Source organism: Streptomyces stelliscabiei, assembly GCF_014873495.1.
Taxonomy (GTDB): Bacteria; Actinomycetota; Actinomycetes; order Streptomycetales; family Streptomycetaceae; genus Streptomyces; species Streptomyces bottropensis.
In genome coordinates, this window is sequence record NZ_JADBGF010000001.1 from 253,088 (window position 1) to 272,350 (window position 19,263).

At 68.8% G+C, this 19,263-nt stretch carries 21 protein-coding genes; 15 read left to right on the plus strand and 6 right to left on the minus strand.

All coding sequences use genetic code 11. From position 1 onward, the window contains the following. Nucleotides 1-8 precede the first annotated feature (8 nt). The 4 genes from H4687_RS01110 to H4687_RS01125 are packed head-to-tail and all read left to right on the plus strand — an operon-like array spanning nucleotide 9 to nucleotide 4,189. Nucleotides 9-1,160 carry a serine hydrolase domain-containing protein gene (locus H4687_RS01110; protein ID WP_046915463.1) on the plus strand — a complete coding sequence of 384 codons (1,152 nt, stop codon included), beginning with the start codon at nucleotides 9-11 and terminating at the stop codon, nucleotides 1,158-1,160. Between the two features lie 14 nt (nucleotides 1,161-1,174). Beyond that, nucleotides 1,175-2,353 (plus strand): cytochrome P450, encoded by a 1,179-nt coding sequence (locus tag H4687_RS01115; protein WP_050399396.1) that lies wholly within the window; start codon nucleotides 1,175-1,177, stop codon nucleotides 2,351-2,353. Nucleotides 2,354-2,392: 39 nt separating this feature from the next. Further along, nucleotides 2,393-3,139, plus strand: a complete 747-nt coding sequence (locus H4687_RS01120) for an SDR family NAD(P)-dependent oxidoreductase (RefSeq protein ID WP_046915462.1) — start codon at nucleotides 2,393-2,395, stop codon at nucleotides 3,137-3,139. 42 nt (nucleotides 3,140-3,181) lie between these two features. Next, nucleotides 3,182-4,189, plus strand: coding sequence for an NADP-dependent oxidoreductase (locus H4687_RS01125; protein ID WP_063778526.1), 1,008 nt, complete (start codon nucleotides 3,182-3,184; stop codon nucleotides 4,187-4,189). A gap of 247 nt (nucleotides 4,190-4,436) precedes the next feature. Here H4687_RS01125 and H4687_RS01130 read toward each other — a convergent pair whose 3' ends face one another. Both H4687_RS01130 and H4687_RS01135 read right to left on the minus strand, forming a co-directional pair. Then, entirely contained in the window at nucleotides 4,437-5,108 is a 672-nt protein-coding gene (locus H4687_RS01130) for an alpha/beta fold hydrolase (RefSeq protein ID WP_159026150.1), read from the minus strand. A 388-nt stretch (nucleotides 5,109-5,496) separates the two neighbouring features. Next, the gene (locus H4687_RS01135; RefSeq protein WP_046915459.1) at nucleotides 5,497-6,348 is read right to left on the minus strand and encodes an oxidoreductase; all 852 of its coding nucleotides are present in this window, start codon (nucleotides 6,346-6,348) and stop codon (nucleotides 5,497-5,499) included. 186 nt (nucleotides 6,349-6,534) lie between these two features. Here H4687_RS01135 and H4687_RS01140 point away from each other — a divergent pair, with 186 nt between their 5' ends. Further along, nucleotides 6,535-7,533 carry an AraC family transcriptional regulator gene (locus H4687_RS01140; protein ID WP_046915458.1) on the plus strand — a complete coding sequence of 333 codons (999 nt, stop codon included), beginning with the start codon at nucleotides 6,535-6,537 and terminating at the stop codon, nucleotides 7,531-7,533. Between the two features lie 183 nt (nucleotides 7,534-7,716). On the opposite strand, the gene H4687_RS46025 is transcribed toward H4687_RS01140, so the two are convergent. Together H4687_RS46025 and H4687_RS46030 are read right to left on the minus strand one after the other, a co-directional pair. Continuing rightward, entirely contained in the window at nucleotides 7,717-7,908 is a 192-nt protein-coding gene (locus tag H4687_RS46025) for a hypothetical protein (RefSeq protein ID WP_050399397.1), read from the minus strand. Between the two features lie 69 nt (nucleotides 7,909-7,977). Continuing rightward, on the minus strand, nucleotides 7,978-8,211 hold the full coding sequence (locus H4687_RS46030; RefSeq protein ID WP_225966545.1) for a TetR/AcrR family transcriptional regulator: 234 nt from the start codon (nucleotides 8,209-8,211) through the stop codon (nucleotides 7,978-7,980). Nucleotides 8,212-8,221: 10 nt separating this feature from the next. Here H4687_RS46030 and H4687_RS01150 point away from each other — a divergent pair, with 10 nt between their 5' ends. Together H4687_RS01150 and H4687_RS01155 are read left to right on the plus strand one after the other, a co-directional pair. Further along, a complete protein-coding gene (locus H4687_RS01150; RefSeq protein WP_159026149.1) occupies nucleotides 8,222-8,647 on the plus strand; it encodes a hypothetical protein in 426 nt (141 codons plus the stop codon). Nucleotides 8,648-8,779: 132 nt separating this feature from the next. Beyond that, nucleotides 8,780-10,204, plus strand: coding sequence for an FAD-binding protein (locus H4687_RS01155; protein WP_046915457.1), 1,425 nt, complete (start codon nucleotides 8,780-8,782; stop codon nucleotides 10,202-10,204). Nucleotides 10,205-10,507: 303 nt separating this feature from the next. Here the strand turns inward: H4687_RS01155 and H4687_RS01160 are convergent, their stop codons facing one another. Then, on the minus strand, nucleotides 10,508-11,230 hold the full coding sequence (locus H4687_RS01160) for an MFS transporter (RefSeq protein ID WP_078907533.1): 723 nt from the start codon (nucleotides 11,228-11,230) through the stop codon (nucleotides 10,508-10,510). A gap of 201 nt (nucleotides 11,231-11,431) precedes the next feature. On the opposite strand from H4687_RS01160, the gene H4687_RS01165 reads away from it, so the two are divergent. Beyond that, nucleotides 11,432-12,934, plus strand: coding sequence for an aldehyde dehydrogenase family protein (locus H4687_RS01165; RefSeq protein WP_050399425.1), 1,503 nt, complete (start codon nucleotides 11,432-11,434; stop codon nucleotides 12,932-12,934). Here the strand turns inward: H4687_RS01165 and H4687_RS01170 are convergent. Then, on the minus strand, nucleotides 12,907-13,554 hold the full coding sequence (locus H4687_RS01170; RefSeq protein ID WP_078907534.1) for a TetR/AcrR family transcriptional regulator: 648 nt from the start codon (nucleotides 13,552-13,554) through the stop codon (nucleotides 12,907-12,909). The genes H4687_RS01165 and H4687_RS01170 overlap by 28 nt on opposite strands. Nucleotides 13,555-13,668: 114 nt before the next feature. Here H4687_RS01170 and H4687_RS01175 point away from each other — a divergent pair, with 114 nt between their 5' ends. From H4687_RS01175 to H4687_RS01205, 7 genes are read left to right on the plus strand one after another with little or no spacing between them, the layout of a single operon-like run. Next, entirely contained in the window at nucleotides 13,669-14,478 is an 810-nt protein-coding gene (locus H4687_RS01175) for an enoyl-CoA hydratase/isomerase family protein (protein ID WP_159026147.1), read from the plus strand. After that, nucleotides 14,475-14,780, plus strand: a complete 306-nt coding sequence (locus tag H4687_RS01180) for a CoA transferase (protein WP_046915454.1) — start codon at nucleotides 14,475-14,477, stop codon at nucleotides 14,778-14,780. Before H4687_RS01175 ends, H4687_RS01180 begins: the two co-directional genes overlap by 4 nt. Beyond that, nucleotides 14,725-15,591 carry a CoA transferase gene (locus tag H4687_RS01185; protein WP_046915453.1) on the plus strand — a complete coding sequence of 289 codons (867 nt, stop codon included), beginning with the start codon at nucleotides 14,725-14,727 and terminating at the stop codon, nucleotides 15,589-15,591. The genes H4687_RS01180 and H4687_RS01185 overlap by 56 nt, the downstream gene beginning before the upstream one ends. After that, on the plus strand, nucleotides 15,588-16,787 hold the full coding sequence (locus H4687_RS01190) for a CaiB/BaiF CoA transferase family protein (protein ID WP_046915452.1): 1,200 nt from the start codon (nucleotides 15,588-15,590) through the stop codon (nucleotides 16,785-16,787). The genes H4687_RS01185 and H4687_RS01190 overlap by 4 nt, the downstream gene beginning before the upstream one ends. Nucleotides 16,788-16,801: 14 nt before the next feature. Beyond that, nucleotides 16,802-17,929, plus strand: a complete 1,128-nt coding sequence (locus H4687_RS01195; protein WP_078907537.1) for a thiolase family protein — start codon at nucleotides 16,802-16,804, stop codon at nucleotides 17,927-17,929. Next, nucleotides 17,926-18,351, plus strand: coding sequence for a Zn-ribbon domain-containing OB-fold protein (locus H4687_RS01200; protein WP_046915451.1), 426 nt, complete (start codon nucleotides 17,926-17,928; stop codon nucleotides 18,349-18,351). The genes H4687_RS01195 and H4687_RS01200 overlap by 4 nt, the downstream gene beginning before the upstream one ends. A 1-nt stretch (nucleotide 18,352) precedes the next feature. Beyond that, complete coding sequence (locus H4687_RS01205) at nucleotides 18,353-19,261, plus strand: alpha/beta fold hydrolase (protein WP_050399402.1); 909 nt, start codon at nucleotides 18,353-18,355, stop codon at nucleotides 19,259-19,261. Nucleotides 19,262-19,263: the final 2 nt, after the last annotated feature.

Here is a 19,263-nt window from a genome sequence, read left to right on the forward strand (position 1 = left end):
ACCCACCGATGGGCCAGACAGGTTTCGCCCAGGACCGCCTAGACCACTTCTGCGAGGTCGTCGAACGTGATGTGCGGTCAGGGCTCTACTACGGCGGCGCCTTCCGCATCGCGCGGGGCGGGGAGACCGCCCTGGACGTCGCGATCGGCCACGGCGATGCCGACGGCACCGTCCCGGTCCGCACGGACTCCGTCTTCTCAGTGTTCTCGGTGACGAAGGCGTTCATCAATGTCCTCGTGCTACGGGCCGTCGAGCGGGGCCAGTTCGGGCTGACCACCAAGATGGTCGACCTGGTGCCCGAGTTCGCCGGCCCGCCCCGGGACCGGGCCACGATCCTGCACTTCCTCACTCACACCACCGGCATGCCGGGTGTCTGGGAGCCGAAGGCCGGGCAGCCCTGGGACCGTCTGGACGAGACGTTCGCCGCCGTGTGCGAGCTGATCCACGGCACCAGCGAGCCCGGCACCCGGTGCGACTACGCGCCCATGGCCAACCACGCCCTGCTCGCCACGGCCCTGGTCCGCACCGACCCGCAGCAACGCTCCATCACCGAGATCCTGCACCAGGACCTCTTCGACCCGCTGGACATGCGCGACACGACTCTGGGCATCCGCCCCGAGTCCCGGGCCCGGCACCTCGTCCCCGACACGCGCGGCACCGTCCCGATCAAGGTGCTGTCCCACGAGAACGACGACGAGTTCGGGCTCTTCACCGCGGAGCGCAACGAGTGCACCTGGGCGGGCGCCTCTTCCACCTCGGGCGACCTGTTCCGTCTCGCCGAGATGCTGCGGGGCGAGGGCGCCCTCGGGGAGGCGCGCATCCTCTCCCCCCGGACCGTGCGCATGGCCCGTCGGGTGTGGACCGGGGACCTGCCCAACGAGCTGTACAAGGCGGTCGCCCTGCGCGCGGGCTACCCGCCGCCCCCGGCCAACATGGGCCTGGGCTTCAACGTCCGCGGCTCCGAGCTCGTCAACCACCAGCTCGGCACGCTCACTTCGCCGGAGACCTTCGGCAACTACGGTGCGGGCAGCATGGTCTTCTGGATCGATCCCGAGCTGGACATCACGTTCGTCGGCCTGACCGCCGGTCTGCTGCCCCAGGCCCGCAACATCGAACGCTTCGAACGACTCGCCGACATCGTCGTCGGCGCCGCCCTGTGACCCGGGAGCCACCGATGACCCTCACCGACGTGCCCTGGATCACCGCGGGCACCACCGATCTGCGCGAACTGGAAAAGGCCCGTGTCAAGAGTTGGATCGCGCGCAGCGACCGGGGTTACGAGGTGCTCAGGTACGGCCCCGGCCTGGGCGTCCTGGAGCACCCGTCCCTCCTCAAGGGCCCCTCGTTCCTGAAGCGGCTCGACGACCTGGGCATCGTCGACGGTGAGCTCCGCAGGTTCTGGAACCAGGTCGTCACCACCACCGAGGGCGATCAGCGCAAGCGGATGCGGGTGCCGCTGGCGAAACTCCTGCGGCCGATGCAGATCTCGAAGCTCAAGGACACCGTCCGGCAGACCGTCCACGACATCCTCGACGAGGTCGACGACCCCACCGACGTCGCTCTGCTCGACGGGCTCGCGTGGAAGATCCCCTCCCGCCTCTACTGCCACCTGGTCTCGGCCCCCGTCGAGCTGGCCCCGACGGTGGCCCGGCTCTCGGACAGCGTGCTCGGCCCGCTACTCAACAACGAACTCGACCGCAGGCAGGAGTTCATCGACGCCACCTGGGAGGCGATCGCTCTCGCCCGTGACCACATCGGGGCCCGGCGCCGGGACCTCGGGGACGACTTCACCTCGGCGATGATCAGGCAGGAGGAGGCCGGTGATCTGACCGAGGAGGAGGTCCACGCAGAAGCGGTGGCCATCCTGACGGCCAGCATCGACAACACGGTCCACCAGATCGGCATCACCTTCGGCAAGCTCCTCGAAGAGCCCTCCCGCTGGCAGGACGTCGTCGCCGATCCGGCGAAGATCCCCGCCGCCACCGAAGAGGCCATCCGACTGCGCCCGCGCTTCAACACGATCTTCCGGCTCGCCGCCGAGGACGTGGAGATCGACGGGTTCCCGATCGAAGCCGGCGCCTGGGTGTACGTGTCGGTCCGCGCCTCGCAACGGGACCCCGAGGTGTTCAACGACCCCGGGACCTGGCGCCTGGACCGTCCGACCGTGCGGCAGATGATGTTCGGCGCCGGCCCTTACAACTGCCTGGGCCAACACCTGGCGCGCCTGGAGATCAACGAAGCGGTGCTGGCCGTTGCCCAGCGCTTCCCGGGACTACGGCTCACCGAGGACTTCACGACCCGGGAGAACAACGCGGTTACGGAGGTCACACGTCTCCAGGTCTCGCTCGTCTGACTCCCCACTCCGTCAAAGATCTCCTCAAGGAAACGATCAATGACCATCACTTCCAAGGTCGCCGTGGTGACCGGTGCCGGACGCGGGATCGGCCGAGCCGTCGCCGCTCGGCTGTCCAAGGACGGCTTCCACGTCGTCGCGGCGGACCTCGACGCACAGGGCGCGCACGACTGCGCCGAAAGGGTACGGGATTCGGGCGGACAGGCCGAGGCCCTGGCCCTGGACGTCACCGACCGCACCGCCGTCCGGGCCGCGTTCGCCGACATCCACCAGCGCCTGGGACGTATCGACGCGCTGGTCAACAACGCCATGTGGATCAAGTACGCACCCCTCGTCGACTTCGACGAGGACGCCGTCGACGCGATGTTCGGCATCGGGGTGAAGTCCTCGATCTGGACCATGCAGGCCGCCATCCCCGTCATGAAGGCACAGGGCGGCGGAGCGATCGTCAACCTGTCCTCCCCAGCCGCCATACGCAGTGTTCCCGGCGGCGCCCTGTACTCGGCGGTCAAGGGCGCGGTCACCAGCCTGACCCTGCAGTCGGCGGGCGAACTGGGCCGGGACGGGATACGGGTCAACGCCGTCATGCCCGGCTCCGTGCCCACCGAGGGAGCCAGGGCCGTGGTCGACGACTCCGGGTTCGAACTCCGCAAGACCCGCACACCGGTGGGCCGCCTCGGCCGCCCCGAGGACATCGCCGCCGCCATCGCGTTCATCGTCTCCCCCGACGCCGACTTCGTCACCGGGCACGTGCTGGCGGCGGACGGCGGATTCAGCGTCACCTGAGCCAGGCGTCAACGGTGACGCCCACGAAGAAAGCAGATACTCATGAAGACTCATGCCTGGGTTGTCGCGGAAGCTTCCGTGGGCAAGTACGACCCCAAGTGCCTGCGCTGGGAGGAACGCGAAGTGCCTGAGCTGGCCGACGGTCAAGTCCTGGTCAGAACCACCCTGCTCTCCATCGACCCCACCTCCCGCAACTGGCTCAAGCTCGACCCCGAAACGACGCTCATCCCGATCGGCGTGGGCGACGTCATGATCGGCGCGGCCGTGGGAGAGGTGGTCGCATCACGCGTCGCGGGGTTCGAGCGGGGTGACCTGGTCAGCGGTCTGTGGGGCTGGGCGCGGTACTCCCTCGCCGACCCCCGGTACATCCAGCGCCACGACCGGGACGAACGCATCCCCGAAGAGGCGTATCTGTCCGTCTTCTCCCACGTCGGCCGGGCGGCCGCGATCGGCCTCGTCGAGATCGGCCGGCTCAAGCCCTCGGACACGGTCGTCGTCTCCGCGGCGGCGGGGGCGACCGGGTCGCTCGCAGTGCAGATCGCCAAGGCGAGGGGCTGCCGGGTCATCGGCATCGCCGGCGGGGAGCGCAAGTGCCGCCAGATCGTGGAGGAGTTCGGAGCCGACGACGCCATCGACTACCGGACGGCGGACGTGCGAGCGGCTATCGCCGAGAAGTGCCCGCAGGGTGTGGATCTCTTCTTCGACAACGTCGGCGGCCCGATCCTCGACGCTGTTCTGGCGAACATGGCGTGGAACTGCCGGATCGTCGTCTGCGGCGCGATGTCGCAGTACGACCTCTCGGGCCCCGAAGCGGCGTACGGCCTCACCAACGTCCCGCTCCTGCTGTACAAGTGCGCCCGCATGGAGGGCTACGTGGCCGCCGCGTACGCCGACCGCTACGAGGAGTTCGACGCCGTCCTGCGCACTCTGTACCTCGACGGTTCCCTCACCGCCCGCTCTCACATGATCCAGGGCTTGGAGAACGCACCGGACTCGATCTCTCTGCTGCTTGACGGCAGCAATGAGGGAAAGCTCATGGTGAAGGTCTAGAAGCCCACCGCGGCGGGGCCAGTCCGCTGTCCCCGCCGCCTGGTTGCTACGGCTCATCTCCGGCTCACCCGCCCCAGTAACCCTGCCAGACGGTCAGCGCTCTGCGGCGTTTCGGTGGCGCCCTCCCTTCTTGGCATTGCCGAAGCGGACCCGCAAGGTCTCGAGGAGCTACCGATAGGTGGGCGTCATCGTTCTACGCCCGCCGAGCGAAGCGCGACGTTGGTGACGAACTTTGCGATCGAGTCGTTCACGACCGCCTCTGCCTCGTCCATGATGAAGTGCCCGGCATCGCGAATGAGAACGGCTCGGAAGTCCGCGATGCGACCGGCAAGATCGTCCAGGTATGGCGTGGAGGTCTCGTCGCTGCGAACACGACGCATCGGGGTTGCGGCGTCGACGTAGGTCGCCTGCAGGGCGAGTACGGGAACGGTCGGCCCGATGCGGTCGATCGCAGCGTCGAACTGGTTGAGTCCCAGTGCTCGATGGCCTGACCGTAGCTCATGAACTCCGGGGCGGGCGTGCGGTCCATTTCCGCGAGCATCTTGGCGCGGCCCTTCGCGTCCGGGTCGGTGTGCAAGGCAGCGAAGGCGCTGCGCACGAAGCCCTTGAACTGCTCGTCCGTAAGATCAGACACGTCAGTGAGATCGGCCATCCTGCTCCCATCGAGGAGAACGACCCCGAGCGTGCGATCCGGCCGGTCTGCGGCTATCTGCAGCGCAACGCGGGAACCGAGGCTGTGACCGGCCACAACGACATCTCTGAGGTCGAGCGTGTCGATGAGGTCCTCGATGTCACGCGCCGACTGGTCGACGCTGAAGTCCACATACTCGCCTGAGGATTCGCCATGACAGCGCTGATGCGCGGCGATCACGGTGAACCGATCGCTCAGCCTCGTCTCCCGAGCCGTCGTCGTCGCCACCGGCATCACCGAAGACGGCAATCGCGAGGTCCTAGGGCGGCCTCCGACTACCTCAGTGATGAGGACTATGACCAGCTCGCTGATGACTGGGCCGAGAAGGCAAGAACCGCTCCTACCTGAAGATATGAGGGCCGGGCCCCCTTCCGTGCTAAGCCCGGTGGATTCTGTATCCGGGTCCCATGCGAACTCGGGAAGGAGGCCCGGGAGCCGACCAAGGCGGTGGGATCAACGTCAACAGGAAGCCGTCAGCCGGTCCTGTTTTGCCAGGGCGGTGTGCGGCGAGTTGTGCCCGCACAGGTACACGTGCTCGGCAAGGCGTAGGGGAAAGGGATCAAGTGCCGGGGGCGGTCCGCGCGTGCCGTGCCGGATCGATCGGGTGTGGCATACGTCAGTTGTTCGCGGGCACGTAGTTCGCGGGCACGCCGGTGGCGCGGCGCATGAAGGCGTCGAAGGTGCGGTTGGGCAGCGTGTTGTGCAGGAAGATCATGGGCTTGGCGCCGAAGCCGACGGCGTAGCGCGTCTTGGGCCGGCGTGCCCGGACGGACTTGACGATGGTCTTGGCGATCAAGTCCGGCGAGGACAGGCGGCGTTCGTTGGCCTCCGAACTGAGCGAGTCGGCCACGGCGTTGGCCTGCGGGGCGTACGGGCCGGTGCCGGAGACGGCCCGGGCCTTCTGCGCGGCGATGCCGCCCCACTCGGACTTGACCCCGCCCGGTTCGATCACCACGACGTCGATCCCGAAGGGCTTGAGCTCCATGCGCAGGCAGTCGCTGAGCGCTTCCAGCGCGTACTTCGTGGCGTGGTACCAGCCTCCCAGTGAGGTGCACATGCGGCCACCCACCGAGGTGATGTTGACGATGGTTCCCGAGCGCTGCGCCCGCATGTGCGGCAGGACAAGCTGGGTCAGGCGCGCCGCGCCGAACACGTTGACCTCGAACTGTTCCCTGGCCTCCTGCAGGGGGACGTCCTCGACGGCGCCGTAGGAACCGTAGCCGGCGTTGTTGACGAGGACGTCGAGCCGGCCGGTGTCGGCGATGAGCTTCTCGACGCCTTCCCGCATGGAAGTGTCGTCGGTGACGTCCATGGCCAGCAGCCGGATCCCCTGCTCGGTCAGGTGTTGCATGCGCTGCACACGCCGCGCCGCGCCGTAGACGGTGTAGCCGGCCTCGCGCAGCTTGAGCGCGGTGGCCTCGCCGATCCCCGACGAAGCTCCGGTGACGAGTGCGACCTTGCGGGTCATGGTGGCGATCCTTTCGGTGGACGTGGTGACCTTTCGCCGTGAACGCTAGAAGTGGATCTGCGGCCAGGCACTAGCGTGGTGCGCCAACTCACTTGCATATGACGCCAGCTTTCGGCGGCGCGTTTGGCGAGAGGAATGGCGCCATCTGTTGGTGACAGGCCTGTCGGCGGCCGTTACGCTCCCGTCGTGAGCACCGGACGATTCACCCTGGATCCCAGCATCAAAGCCCTGCTGAAGGACCTCGGCGTGTCATCCACCCGGGTGCTCCGGCGCGCCCAGCTGCCTGCCGACCTGTTCGGCCGCGGCCCGGTCGACCTCCCCCTCGAGGAGTACTTCCGGCTGTGGGAGGCGCTCGACGCCGAGAGTGGCGATCCGGACCTGGCTGTCGCGATCGGCCGGTCGATCTCGGTCGAGATGTTCAACCCGCCGATCTTCGCCGCCCTGTGCAGCCCCGACCTGCGGACCGCAGCTGAGCGCATCGCCCTCTACAAGCCCCTCATCGGCCCCCTGCACCTGCGGCTCGACAACGGCGACGAAGGCTTGACGATCAGCTTCCGGTGGCCGCCGGACACGCCCCCGCCGCCCCAGCTGGCCGCCGCCGAGATGGTGTTCTGGGTCGCTCTGGCCCGGATCGCGACCCGCCACGACGTCCGGCCGGTCCGGGCCGTCGATCCCTGGCTGCCTGCCGAGCACGCCGGCCTGGACGACTACCTCGGCGTAGAAGTCCACAAGGGACAGACGCACGCGATCACCTTCGCGCCCGCCGACGCGAACCGCCCGTTCCTCACCGAGAACGAGCAACTCTGGCGGTTCTTCGCCCCGGAACTCCGCCGACGCCTGTCCGACCTGCAGGCGACGGCCAGCGTCGCCGAGCGGGTGCGGGCCGCGCTGCACGAAACACTTCCCGCCGGCGGCAGCTCCATGACCGCGGTCACCCGTCACCTCGCCGTCAGCAACCGCACCCTGCAACGACAACTGCAGCTCGAAGGAACCAGCTTCCAGGAAATCCTCGCCACGACCCGCGAAAACCTGGCCCGCCACTACCTCGGCAACAGCACCATGCGCATCGCCGAAATCGCCTACCTACTCGGCTACGACGACACCAACTCCTTCTACCGCGCCTTCCGCACCTGGACCGGAACCACCCCCGACGCCCTCCGGACCGCAGCAGTCGCCGGAGTCTGAATGGGCCGTCGCGGGACCTCGACCGGCTCGCTCATGCGGCCCATCGGATCGCGAGCGACGAGATGGCGGCGGAGTCATCAACGAGTACAGGCACGCCGCGTGAGGTGCCGCGATGACTTATCGAGCGGCGCATGATCGGGCGACCTCGTCCACCTTCCGGGAGCAGGGTGCCGACCTGGCCTGTCACTCCGCGGGGCTCGGAACCTCCGGTACCGGGAGCAGGCGTCGCAGCAAGGACTCCTCCAGTTCGATCAGGATGGCCTCATTGCCGGCGGCGGAACTCGGCAGGGTGCGCCACAGAACGAGCTGACCGTGCAGGGCGGTCCACAGGTGGACACCCAGGTCCTGCGCCTCGGCCCGACGGCCGGGGACCACTTCGGCGAGGTAGGCGTGGTCGGTGGTCGGTGGCCGGTGGCCGGTCGGGCTCGTACTCCAGGCTGAACATCAGCCGGTAGCGGCCGACCCGCCGGCCTCGCTCATCACGACGGCCAGTGCGCGGTAGGTGACGTCGAGCACTGTGGTCACCAGTTCGGCCTTGTTCTTGAAGTGCCGGTAGACGCTGGGTGCGGAAATGCCGACCTCGCGGGCGCCTCCCCCGCAGGGAGAGCGCTTCCTCGCAACCCCGGGCTGGTCAGGGCTGGAACCCCTCCCTGGTCGGGGCTGGTTCCCGCGGCACAAGCCAAGGCGGTTGCGGGCGACCTACCACCGCACCCGCGGTGTTCGGCACCTGCTCGGTGTGCTGGATCTGGCTACCGGGAAGATCCACTACCGGATCCGTGATCGTAAGCGGCGTCAGGAGTTCCTCGGGTTGTTGAAGTCGCTGCGAGTCCGCTGGCCCGACGACAAGCTCTACGTCATCGCCAACACCTTCTCGGCCGATGTCCGGGACTGGGCCGCAACTCATGACGTGGAACTGGTGTTAACGACTCCCGATGCACCTGGGGGCGGGGAGGCCGAGTGCGGCGGCCTCGTCGCGAACGGCGACGAACTCGTCGCGCAGGAGGCGCGCGTGTCGTTCGGCAATGCTGTGGTCGAGCTGGCTCATGAAATCCCTCGGGTCGGCGGCGCAGTGCGTCGAGCCTCGCACGCGAGCGACACGCGGTCAACTATCTAGTTGATTTCAATCAACTAGATAGTTGTAGTCGCGCTCGAGCGGCCTTATGGTCGCCGCACAGGCTCGATCGTGCGACGTGCCCGACCTCGAAGTCACCTGTGCTTTTGTCAGCGACGACAAGAAAGAGTGATCATGGGGATCATCGATGAACTGAAGGGTCCGTGGGACCTGGTCGTGGTGGGACACGGTTTCGCCGGTCTGTCCGCCGCGCGCGCCGCCCTCGAGGACGCGGCAGCCGAGGGGCGGTCGCTCCGGGTCGCGGTGCTCGAGCGTGCCGCCGCGGCGGACCGCGGCGGCTCGACGGCGTGGACGCACGCGTACCTGCGACTCACCGGCGACGGAGAGCTGGACCCGTCGTGGCAGCGGAACGTGCGGGAGAACGCCGGTGCCCGCGCCAACGAGGACTACATCGAGGCGTTCGGCAGCAACGTGCCCACCACGCTGCGGTGGCTGCGCGAGGCGGGGGTGCGTACCCCGAGCTCGCCGAGCCCCTTCTCGCCGTCGGGTCACAGCTGGAACATCGAGGGCGGCGGCCGGGCGGTCATCGAGGCGTACGTGCCCCGAATCACCGCCGCGGGCGGTTCGTTCTTCTACGAGACGACCGCGCGCGAGCTCGTCGTGGCCGAAGACGGCTCGATCGCCGGTCTCGTCGTGACGGCCCTCAACGGCGCCATCGTCACGATGGAGTCCCGCGCCGTCGTGCTGGCGTGCGGCGGATTCGAGGGCAACCCGGAGATGCTGACCCGCTACCTTCCCAATGCACACCAGCTCACGACGGTGTCGCCGGGAACCGACAACAACCGCGGCGACGGCATCCGGATGGCGGTCGGGGCGGGAGCGGACACGGCCGGACAGTTCGACGGTGCGCACATCGAGCCGTGCGACCCGCGGGTCACCGGTCCGGAACCGCTCGTGGGTGCGTGGTACTACGGCATCCTCGTCGACGGCGACGGCCGTCGGTTCATGGACGAGGCTTGCCAGGGGTACGACCTGCAGTTCGACCGGGTGGCCAACGAGATCTTCCGCAAGCAGATCGGCACCGCGTACGCCATCATCGACGTCGGCGCCCAGCGCACCGTGCCCTGGGCGACCGCGATGAACGACGGCGCGGCGGAACCCGTCGTGGCCGAGACGATCGCGGAGCTCGCGACGCAGCTGGGCATCGACGCCGCCGCCCTCACGCAGACGGTGGAGGAGTTCAACGCGGCGGTCCAGGGGAACATCATCAACCCGTTCACGCCCCTGGACGGCATCGGCACGCGCGGCCTGTCGCCGGCCAAGAGCAACTTCGCCGCGCCTCTCACCGAGGGGCCCTACTCGGCGTGGCCGATCGCCCCGCGCATCTGCTTCACCTACGGGGGGCTCCGCGTCGACGGCTCGAGCCGCGTGCTCACCCCGGCGGGCAAGCCGGTCCCCGGCCTGTACGCGGCGGGGGAGATCGCCGGCATCTTCTACAACGAGTACCCCGCGGGCAGCTCGGGCCTGCGGTCGATGACCTTCGGGCGCCTCGCGGGCAAAGCGGTCGTCAGTGACGCCGCCGTCGCGCTGACGGTCTGAGCCGTCGCGCGAGGGGTCGGGTGCGAAAGCGCCCGGCCCCTCGTCTTTCCGCGGCTCGCGCCGCACCGCTATTCCCGAGTCGCCGCGTTGCGCGCCGCCCGGTCTCTGTCAAGGATGACTCCCGGCGGCCAAGGATGACTCCCGGCGGCATCGTGACCACGCCGGCCCCGATGAGCGACAGGCCGAAACCTCCGACGCTCTGGGGCCTCTCGAGCAGCTGCGGATGGACGATGCTCGAGGCGAAGAGCGAGAACCCGACCGCGAACGAGGTCAGATCGGTCACGACCCACCCGGCCAGCACCATCAGCGCCGCCGCGGACGTGAGGAAGGTGGCCGGCGAGGTCCAACCCCACGTGGCCCCGTAGGACAGCAGCACCAGGAGCGCACTGGTGACGAGGGCCAACCCCGCCGCGTCCAGGGCGTCGAACCGTCCGCCGCTGCGCCGCGCGCTCTCGGGGACGGCCGCCACCACGAGCGCCGCGAAACCGCGGTCGCCCCGAACGTCCAGCGCCAGCCGGTGAGCTGATTGACGATCGCGCTGATCGGCAGTCCGAGGACGCCTCCGACGCCGAGCGTCGCGCTCATCAGAGCGATCGAGGTGTCGAGGCGGCGCGCGGGAACGGTGTCGCGGAGGATGGCGATCCTCACCGGGATGATGCCGGTCGTCGCCCCCTGCAGTCCGCGGCCGAGGACGAGCATCCACAGCTCTTGTGCGCCCGCCAACACGACGACGGAGCCGAGGGCCAGCAGCGCGAGGAGCGCGAGCACGACGCGGCGTTTGCCGATCATGCCGGCCAGCCGCCCCGAGATCGGGGTGAGGACCGCCGCGACGAGGAGCGTCGCCGTGACGGCCCACGCGGTCTCTTCGCGTCCCGACGCGAAGAGGTCGAGCAGGTGCGCCTGGATGGGGGTGATCGCGGTGAAGGCGAACGACGATCCGAGGCCCGCCACGGCGAGCAAGGCGACCACCCTACCCGGGTGCGGGTGATGGTCATCCGCTCGGCGCGCATCGAACGGCTCGTCCACGGTGGCTCCTCTGTGTCGGCGTCGGCCGCGCGCGACCCGGCTTGGCGGGTGCGACCGCCGAGCAGGTCCTTGAGGGCGCGTCCTCGACGATCGACCACCGCGAGACTCGACGGTGTCGAATGACGGCCCTAGTATGAAGAAATCAACTAAGCGGTTGAAGTGGCCGTGGTGGCCCTCGCCGCATCGAAGAAAGGCCGGTCGATGACGACTTCACCCGCCACCGCCCCGACCCGCTTCCCGGAGATGGACCCGGAACGGCGATACGGAATGATCATCGACGGTCGCAGCACGCAGGCCGCCGACGGCGCCGTCTTCCGCTGCTTCGACCCGTACGAGGAAGCCGAGTGGGGGTACGTCCCGGAAGCGTCGGCGCACGACGTCGACCGCGCCGTCGCGGCTGCCCGTGCCGCCCAACCCGCGTGGGCGGCGACCTCCCCGTTCCAGCGCCTCGCGCTGTTCCAGCGCTGGGCGGCTCTCGTGCGCGAGCATGTGGCGGAGATCGCGCGCATCCAGGTGCACGAGAACGGCAAGACGCTGACCGAGATGACCCTGGCGATGGGCTCGATCGCCAACGCGATCGAGTTCTGCGCGCACTACGCCACGACGCTCCACGGCGACACGGTGACCCCGATGATGCCGGGGCACCGGGCGTGGACGACGAAGGTGCCCGTCGGCGTCGTCGCGGCGATCACCCCGTGGAACAACCCCATCGGTCTGCTCGGGTGGAAGCTGTTCCCGGCCCTGGCGGTCGGCAACGCGGTGATCGTGAAGCCGAGCGAGGTCACTCCGGTCTCGACGGTCCGGCTCGTCGAGCTCGCCGTCGAGGCGGGCTTCCCCCCGGGCGTCATCAGTGTCGTCACCGGCGCTGGCGCGGCGGGCGCGGCGCTCGTCGAGCACGAGGGGATCGACAAGATCGCCTTCACCGGCTCGACCGCGACCGGTCGCCGGATCGCGCAGGCCGCCTCCGGCCGTCTCGTTCGCACGACCCTCGAGCTGGGCGGCAAGGGGGCCAACATCGTCTTCGCGGATGCCGACCTGGATCGCGCCGTCGAGGGTATCGTCGTCGGCCTCACCGCGGGGACCGGTCAGGCCTGCAACGCGGGCTCGCGCGTCCTAGTCCACGAAGACGTCAAGGACGAGGTGCTCGAGCGGCTCACGAAGGCCCTGGCGGCGCTACCCATCGGCGACCCGCTCGACCCCGGCACAGCGATCGGGCCGATCGCGTCGCGCCCTCAGTACGCGAAGGTGTGCGGCTACCTTGACGTCGCCGAGTCGGAGTCCACGACGCGGCTCGTCGCCGGTGGGCGCCGCGGAGCGGAGCCGTTCGGTATCGCCCGGGGGCTCTTCGTGGAACCCACGCTGTACGAGACCCCGGACGAGCAGTCGCGCCTGCGGCGGGAGGAGATCTTCGGCCCCGTCGGTTCGCTCATCACCTTCGCCACCGATGACGAGGCCGTGCGCATCGCGAACGAGAGCGAGTACGGCCTCGTGGGCGGACTGTGGACCACGGACGTGGACCGGGCGCGCCGCGTGTCGGAGCGACTCGACGTCGGCGTCGTGTGGATCAACACCTGGCGCGCCTTCAGCGGAAACGTGCCGTTCGGGGGACGCAAGAACAGCGGTGTCGGTCACGAGATGGGCCTCGACCTGTTCGACGAGTACACCCATGTCAAGGCCTACTGGCTGGGGCCGGAGGGGCGCTGATCCTCTGAGGTGCGCGCCAGCAGCGCAGCGATGACCTGATCGACCCCGTCGGCGACCGCGGGGTCGTCGGGCTCGAGCCCCGTCACGAGCTTGGTGATCTGGGGGAAGGCGGCGGAGCCCAACGAGGCGAAGATCAGCAGCAGCGAGGCGAAGCGCGCATCGACGTCGGCGGGGAACGCGCCGCTCTGCTGCGCGCGCTCCAGCACTTCCCGCTGATTGTCGTACGCGGCCTTGCGGATGTCTTCGCGATGCACCGGACTGTCGCGGTTCTCCCAGTACTCCAGGCCTTCCCAGGCCAAGAGGCGCCGCCACATGATGCCGTCGCGCGCGTGCTGGGCGCGCAGGCGGATCATGTCGTCGAGGCTGCCCTCGCGCATCGCGGCCCACATCGGTCGATACGTGTCGACGAGCCGATCGAGGACGGCGTCGTACAGGCCCGACTTCGACGAGAAGTAGTAGTAGATCAGCTGCTTGTTCGCGTTGGCCCGCGCAGCGATCGAGTCGATGCGCACCGCCGCGAACCCCTTCGAGGAAAACTCCTCTACGGCCACGTCCAGGATGCGCTCGCGCGCGGAGGCGTTTTCCGATTCCGTGGACGCGCGTGTCGAAGAAGAAGACATGAGGTCATTCAACCATCGGGTTGGACGGTTCCGTGTCGCCAGGGGCCTCGTCGTTGCGGAACTTTCGCTGCTCCACTATGTTTCAACTATCTAGTTGATTGACCGAGGATGATCATGACTGAAGCTCCCTTGTCTGCACAGACGCAGAATCCCGACGAGCCGCTGGTGCTCATCGATGACCACGACGGGTACGCCGTGCTGACCCTGAACCGCCCGGCCAAGCGCAACGCGATGAGCCGCGAGGCGGTGCGACAGCTGCGCGAAGCCCTGGCCGTGGTCCGGGACAAGCAGGCCGTCGTCCTGACGGGTGCCGGCCCGGCCTTCTGCGCCGGAGTCGACCTCAGTGAGCAGACGGGAGACGGGTTCTCCTCGCGCTCCAGCCAGCAGACGCACTACTGGACCGAGGTGCAAGCCGACATCCGCTCGCATCCCGCGATCTTCATCGCCGCCGTCAACGGCTACGCCCTCGGCGGAGGATCGACGCTCATCCACAGCTGCGACCTCGCCATCGCGGCGGAATCGGCGCAGATCGGCGCACCGGAGATGGGCTTCGGAGGATTTCCCTCTCACGCCGGCCCGGCGGCGGTGAAGCGGCTCGCGCCCAAGTACGCGGCACAGATCATCCTGCTGGCGCGCCGGGTCGACGCCTACGAGGCCCTTCGCATGGCGATCGTCAACAAGGTCGTGCCCGACGACCAGCTGCTGGCCGAGGCCACGGACTGGGCCAAGCAGCTCGCGACGTTCAACCCGGTGGCGCTGGACTGGGGCAAGCGCACCATCCAGGCGATGGAGAACCTTTCGTGGGACGACGCGATCGCCTACACCGAGATGACGGGTCGCATCGTCAGCGGGCAGACGCCGGCCTCCCGCGACGGCATCGCAGCGTTCCTGCGCGGTCACCGGGGAGTGGGGCAGGGAGCGTGAGCACCGCCGACTCGACGCGTGTCACCGGGCTGCTCCCGGCCTCTACGCGTGTCGTCGAGCTGGGGGAGATGTTCTCGACGGCTCTCGCCGGGCGCTTCCTCGAGCGACTGGGCGCCCACGTGACGCGCGTGGTGCCCACCGGCGAGGAGGCCGAACTCGACACTCTCGGGCCGCGGCTCGGCGACGATGAGCACGGCCCGTCGGCGGCCGGAGTCTGGTTGCGTCAGAACAAGGACACCATCGACCTTGATCCGCGCGCGCCCGAGGCGCGCGCGCCTCGACGACCTGCTGGGCGACGCTGACGTCGTGCTCATCGCCGGGACTACCTCGCGGTGGAGCGAGAAAGGGATCGACCTCGACGACGTGCGTCGCCGGGCCAGGAGGGCCGTCATCGGCCATGTGACGGCGTGGGGCGATGACGGACCGCGCACGCACCTGCGCTCGAACGAACTCCTCCTGCAGGCAGCGGGCGGCTTCATGAACCTCATCGGCTCGGCGAGCCGCGAGCCGGTGCGCCTGGGCAGTCACCCCCTGCAGGCGACGGCGGGACTGCTCGTCCTGGACGGCGTGATGATCGGACTCTTCCACCGTCAGTCGACCGGCCAGGCCACGTCGTTCGAGACGTCGGAGTTCGAAGCGGCGACGCACGTGGAGTGGAAGATCGCCAGCACCTTTCAGACCGGCCGGCCCATCGAACGGCGGGGCGACGAAGGCGGGGGACCGCTGGTCGCGCGCACGCGCGACGGGCACTTCGGCTTGTTCTTCACCCCCCGCGACTGGGACGGCGTGAAGGAGATGCTGGGCGACCCGCGCCTCGACGATCCCCGTTTCGCGACCAGCCGTTCTCGAGCGCTCCACGAGAGAGAGCTCAAAGAGTTCGTCGAGGAGACCACCCTTCCGATGTCGAAGAAAGAGCTGTACGCCCACACACAGGCGAGGAGCATCCCGTCGGGGTACGTCGCGACGATGTCGGATCTGCTGGATTCTCCCCAGTACCGCGCGCGCGACTTCTTCCAGCGGGTCGAGGTGCCCGGGGTGGGATCGGGGGAGATCCCGGACGCCCCGTGGATGGTTCGGACCATCGACGATCTCGACGAGGAGGATGCCGTATGAGCGGGCTGTTGCAGGGGCTGAAGGTCGCCGATCTCTCGATCGTCACCGCGGGAGCGGCGGCCACGCAGGTGCTCGCCGACTTCGGAGCGGACGTCGTGAAGATCGAGAGCGGGAACCGGCCGGATCTCTACCGGCTGGGCTTCACCGGCGACAAGGGCGGCTCGAGCGACCTCGCTTTCCCCCCCTTCCGCGTCGCCAACCGCAACAAGCGGGGCCTTGCGGTGGATCTGAAGACCGAGGAGGGGCACGGGATCGCCCGCCGGCTCATCAGTCGCAGTGATGTCGTGGTCGAGAACTTCCGCCGGGGAGCGATCGAGCGGCTCGGGTTGGGATTCGCCGATCTGGTTGCTCTGCGCCCCGACATCGTTCTCGTCTCGATCTCCAGCCAGGGCGCCACCGGCCCCAATCGGGGCTTCACCTCGTTCGGCACGACCCTGGACTCCCTCGGTGGCATCCAATCGCTCAGCGGATACGACGCGAACACTCCGACGTGGTCGAGTGGCCGGATCAACTATCCCGACCAAACGGCCAACTCCCTCGCGCCCGCGGTGATCCTGGCGGCCGTGATGGCCGCCCGGGCCGACGGTCGAGCCCGGTGGGTCGACATGTCGCAGCGTGAGACCGTGACCAGCCTGCTCGGAGACCACATCCTCGCCACGTCGCTCGGCGCCCCGAACCCGCAGCCCGACGCCAACAATGCGCCGGGCGCACCGGGATGGCTCTCGCGCTGCCTCGGCGACGACCAGTGGGTCGCGGTCTCGCTCGAGACCCGCGAGGACCGTTCGCGCCTGCACGCGGTCGTCGGTGACGCCGACGAGGGCGACGACGAGGCGCTGCGCCGTGCCACGGATGCGTGGGCCGCCGGACGCACCCGGGAGGAGGCCGCCGCAGAACTGCAGGCGGCGGGCCTGGCAGCCGCAGCGGTCGTCAGCGGTCACGAACTGCTCGAGGATCCCGACCTGCACGAGCGGGGCTGGTGGCAGACGGTCGAGCTCGCCGAGGGGGGAACCGAGAGGCAACGCGGACCGGTCGTGCGCTTCGCCGCGAACGACCCGCTCATCCGGAGGCGTGCCCCCCACGTCGGAGAGCACACCGCCGAGGTGCTCGCCGAGCTCGAGTACACCGCAGACGAGATCGATGCCCTGCTCGCGCGGGGCATCGTGTCGGCACCGCAGGCGACGACAACACCGAACTGAGAGACGAAGACACGGTGGAAGACATCCGCGGCAAAGTCGCGATCGTCGGAGTGGGACACTCCGACCAGGGCACATTCCCGGGAAAGAGCGCCGAACGGCTGTCGATCGAGGCCATCACGGCCGCGCTGGCCGACGCGGGCATCACGCGGGAGCAGGTCGACGGCCTCATCACGTGCAAGTCCATCCAGGGCGGGAACGCGGACGTTTCCGTCGGGCCGCTGTTCGGAATGAGTCCGAAGTACGCCCAGACGCTCGACTACGGCACGTGCAACTTCTCGCTGCACCTGGCGGTACAGGCGATCCTCACCGGGCTCGCCGAGACGATCGTCCTGGTCTACGGCGCCAACGCTCGCTCGTCGAAGGTCAACTTCGCCGCCCCCACGCCGTCTCTCGAGGGGGCGTCGGGCTTCGTGCACATCGCCGGGCAGGCGGGCATGGCGTTGCAGCGCCACAAAGCGCTCTACGGGACGACGGATGAGGAGTTCGGCTGGTTCGCCGTATCGGAACGCGAGTGGGCGCAGCGCAATCCCCTGGCGATCTTCCGCGATCCGCTCACGATCGAGGACTACCTGGCCAAGCCGTATCTCGTCGAGCCGCTGCGGCGCGAAGACGTCACGATGATCTCCGACGGCGGGGTTGCGCTGATCGTCACCAGCGCCGAGCGAGCAAAGGACTACCCGAACAAGCCGGTGTACATCCTCGGCATGGCCGAGGGGACGGAAATCATCGGTGATCGCTTCGCCGACTTCCCCTCCCGGCCCAACATCGGGGGCACCGCCGCCCGCATCTGGCAGAACACCGGGTTCACTCCGTCGGACATCGACATCCTCTACATCCAGAACCCCACCGCCGTGTGGAACCTGCAGATGGTCGAGCACTACGGATTCGCGCCGGTCGGCGAGGGCGGGCGCTGGGTGGCCGAGGGGCACACCCGGCCCGGGGGAGACATGCCGCTCAACACCAACGGCGGTCAGCTGTCCGAGAGCTACATGTGGGGCTGGCTCCACATGGTCGAAGCCGTACGTCAACTGCGCGGGACGGTCGAGCCCGACCGCCAGGTGCCCCACCCCGAACTCGCCCTCTACTGCTCCACCATGGCGTTCTTCAAGAGCGCCGCCTCGATCATCGGGACTTCGCAATGACCTACGCACCGACCTCGAACGCGACGCCGCAGAACCTTCCGGACGTCACCGACCCCGCCACCGCCGCCTTCTGGGAGGCGGCACGCGAGCACCGGCTCCTGGCGCAGAGCTGCGGCGCGTGCGGCGACCTGCGCTATCCGGCGACCGAGATCTGCCCCCGGTGCTGGTCGGACTCGCAGTCGTGGGTGCCGATCGCGCCGACCGGCGAGCTCTACACCTACGTCGTCTACCACCGCGCGCTCGACCCGTCGATGAAGGACGAGATCCCCTACGTCGTCGGACGCGTGCTCACCGATGACGGCGTGGTCTTCACGGTCCGTCTCGACCTGGAGCCCGACGAGGCGCGAGTGGGGATGCGACTGGTGGCGTCGTGGAACGACGTCACCGATGCCGTGTCCCTCCTCCGATTCGCGGCACCGTGACATGCCCGCCATGACGGCGCCCGGCGGCACGCTCGACTGGGTCGAGCGGAACCTTGCCGTGCCGGCCCGCGAGTACCGGGTCGCCGTGGGCGGCGCTCAGATCGCCTACTGCGCATGGGGTCCGCGAGATGCGGACGGAATCCTGCTCGTGCACGGCGGGCTGGCGCACGCGCGGTGGTGGGACCACATCGGGCCGGCTCTCACCGGCTCCCGGGTGGTAGCCATCGACCTCTCCGGCAACGGCGACAGCACGCACCGCGACGCCTATGCGATCGACGGGTGGGCCGACGAGGTGGCGGCCGTCGCGCGAGCCGCCGGGCTCCGCCGCACCGTGCTGGTCGGGCACAGCATGGGCGGTGTTGTCGGCGTCGCCGCGGCCATACGTCATCCGCGGCTGTTCCGGACGGTCGTGACGGTCGACACCCGCTTCAACGATGCCGGTTGGCCGGGGCGCGACAAGCCCAGTCCGCGCTTCGATTCGGCGGAAGAGGGCATCGCCCGATTCTCGACTGGCCATTCGCGCACCGACGCGCCCCTCCCCGAGGTGCTGCGCCGCCATCTGGCGCAGACGTCCCTCCGGCGCGAGGGCGACGGGTGGCGGTGGAAACGTTCCGATCGCCTGTGGATCGAGAACGCGTCGCTGCGCGACCTCCTCCGTCGGCTCGTTGTGCCCCTCGCCATCATCCGCACCGACGGGGGAGTGCTCGACGCGGATGCCGCGGCCGAGATGCGGGCCCTCACCCCGGCTCCATCCGCGGAAGCCGTCATCGCGGTATCCGGTCACAACCCGTTCCTGGATCAGCCGGTGGCCTTCGTCGCGGTGCTGCAGGCCCTGATGACCACTTGGCTGCCCGCGATCGAGCAGCTGGAACCGCAGAACACTTCCCGTACCCACAGAGGAATCGGATGATC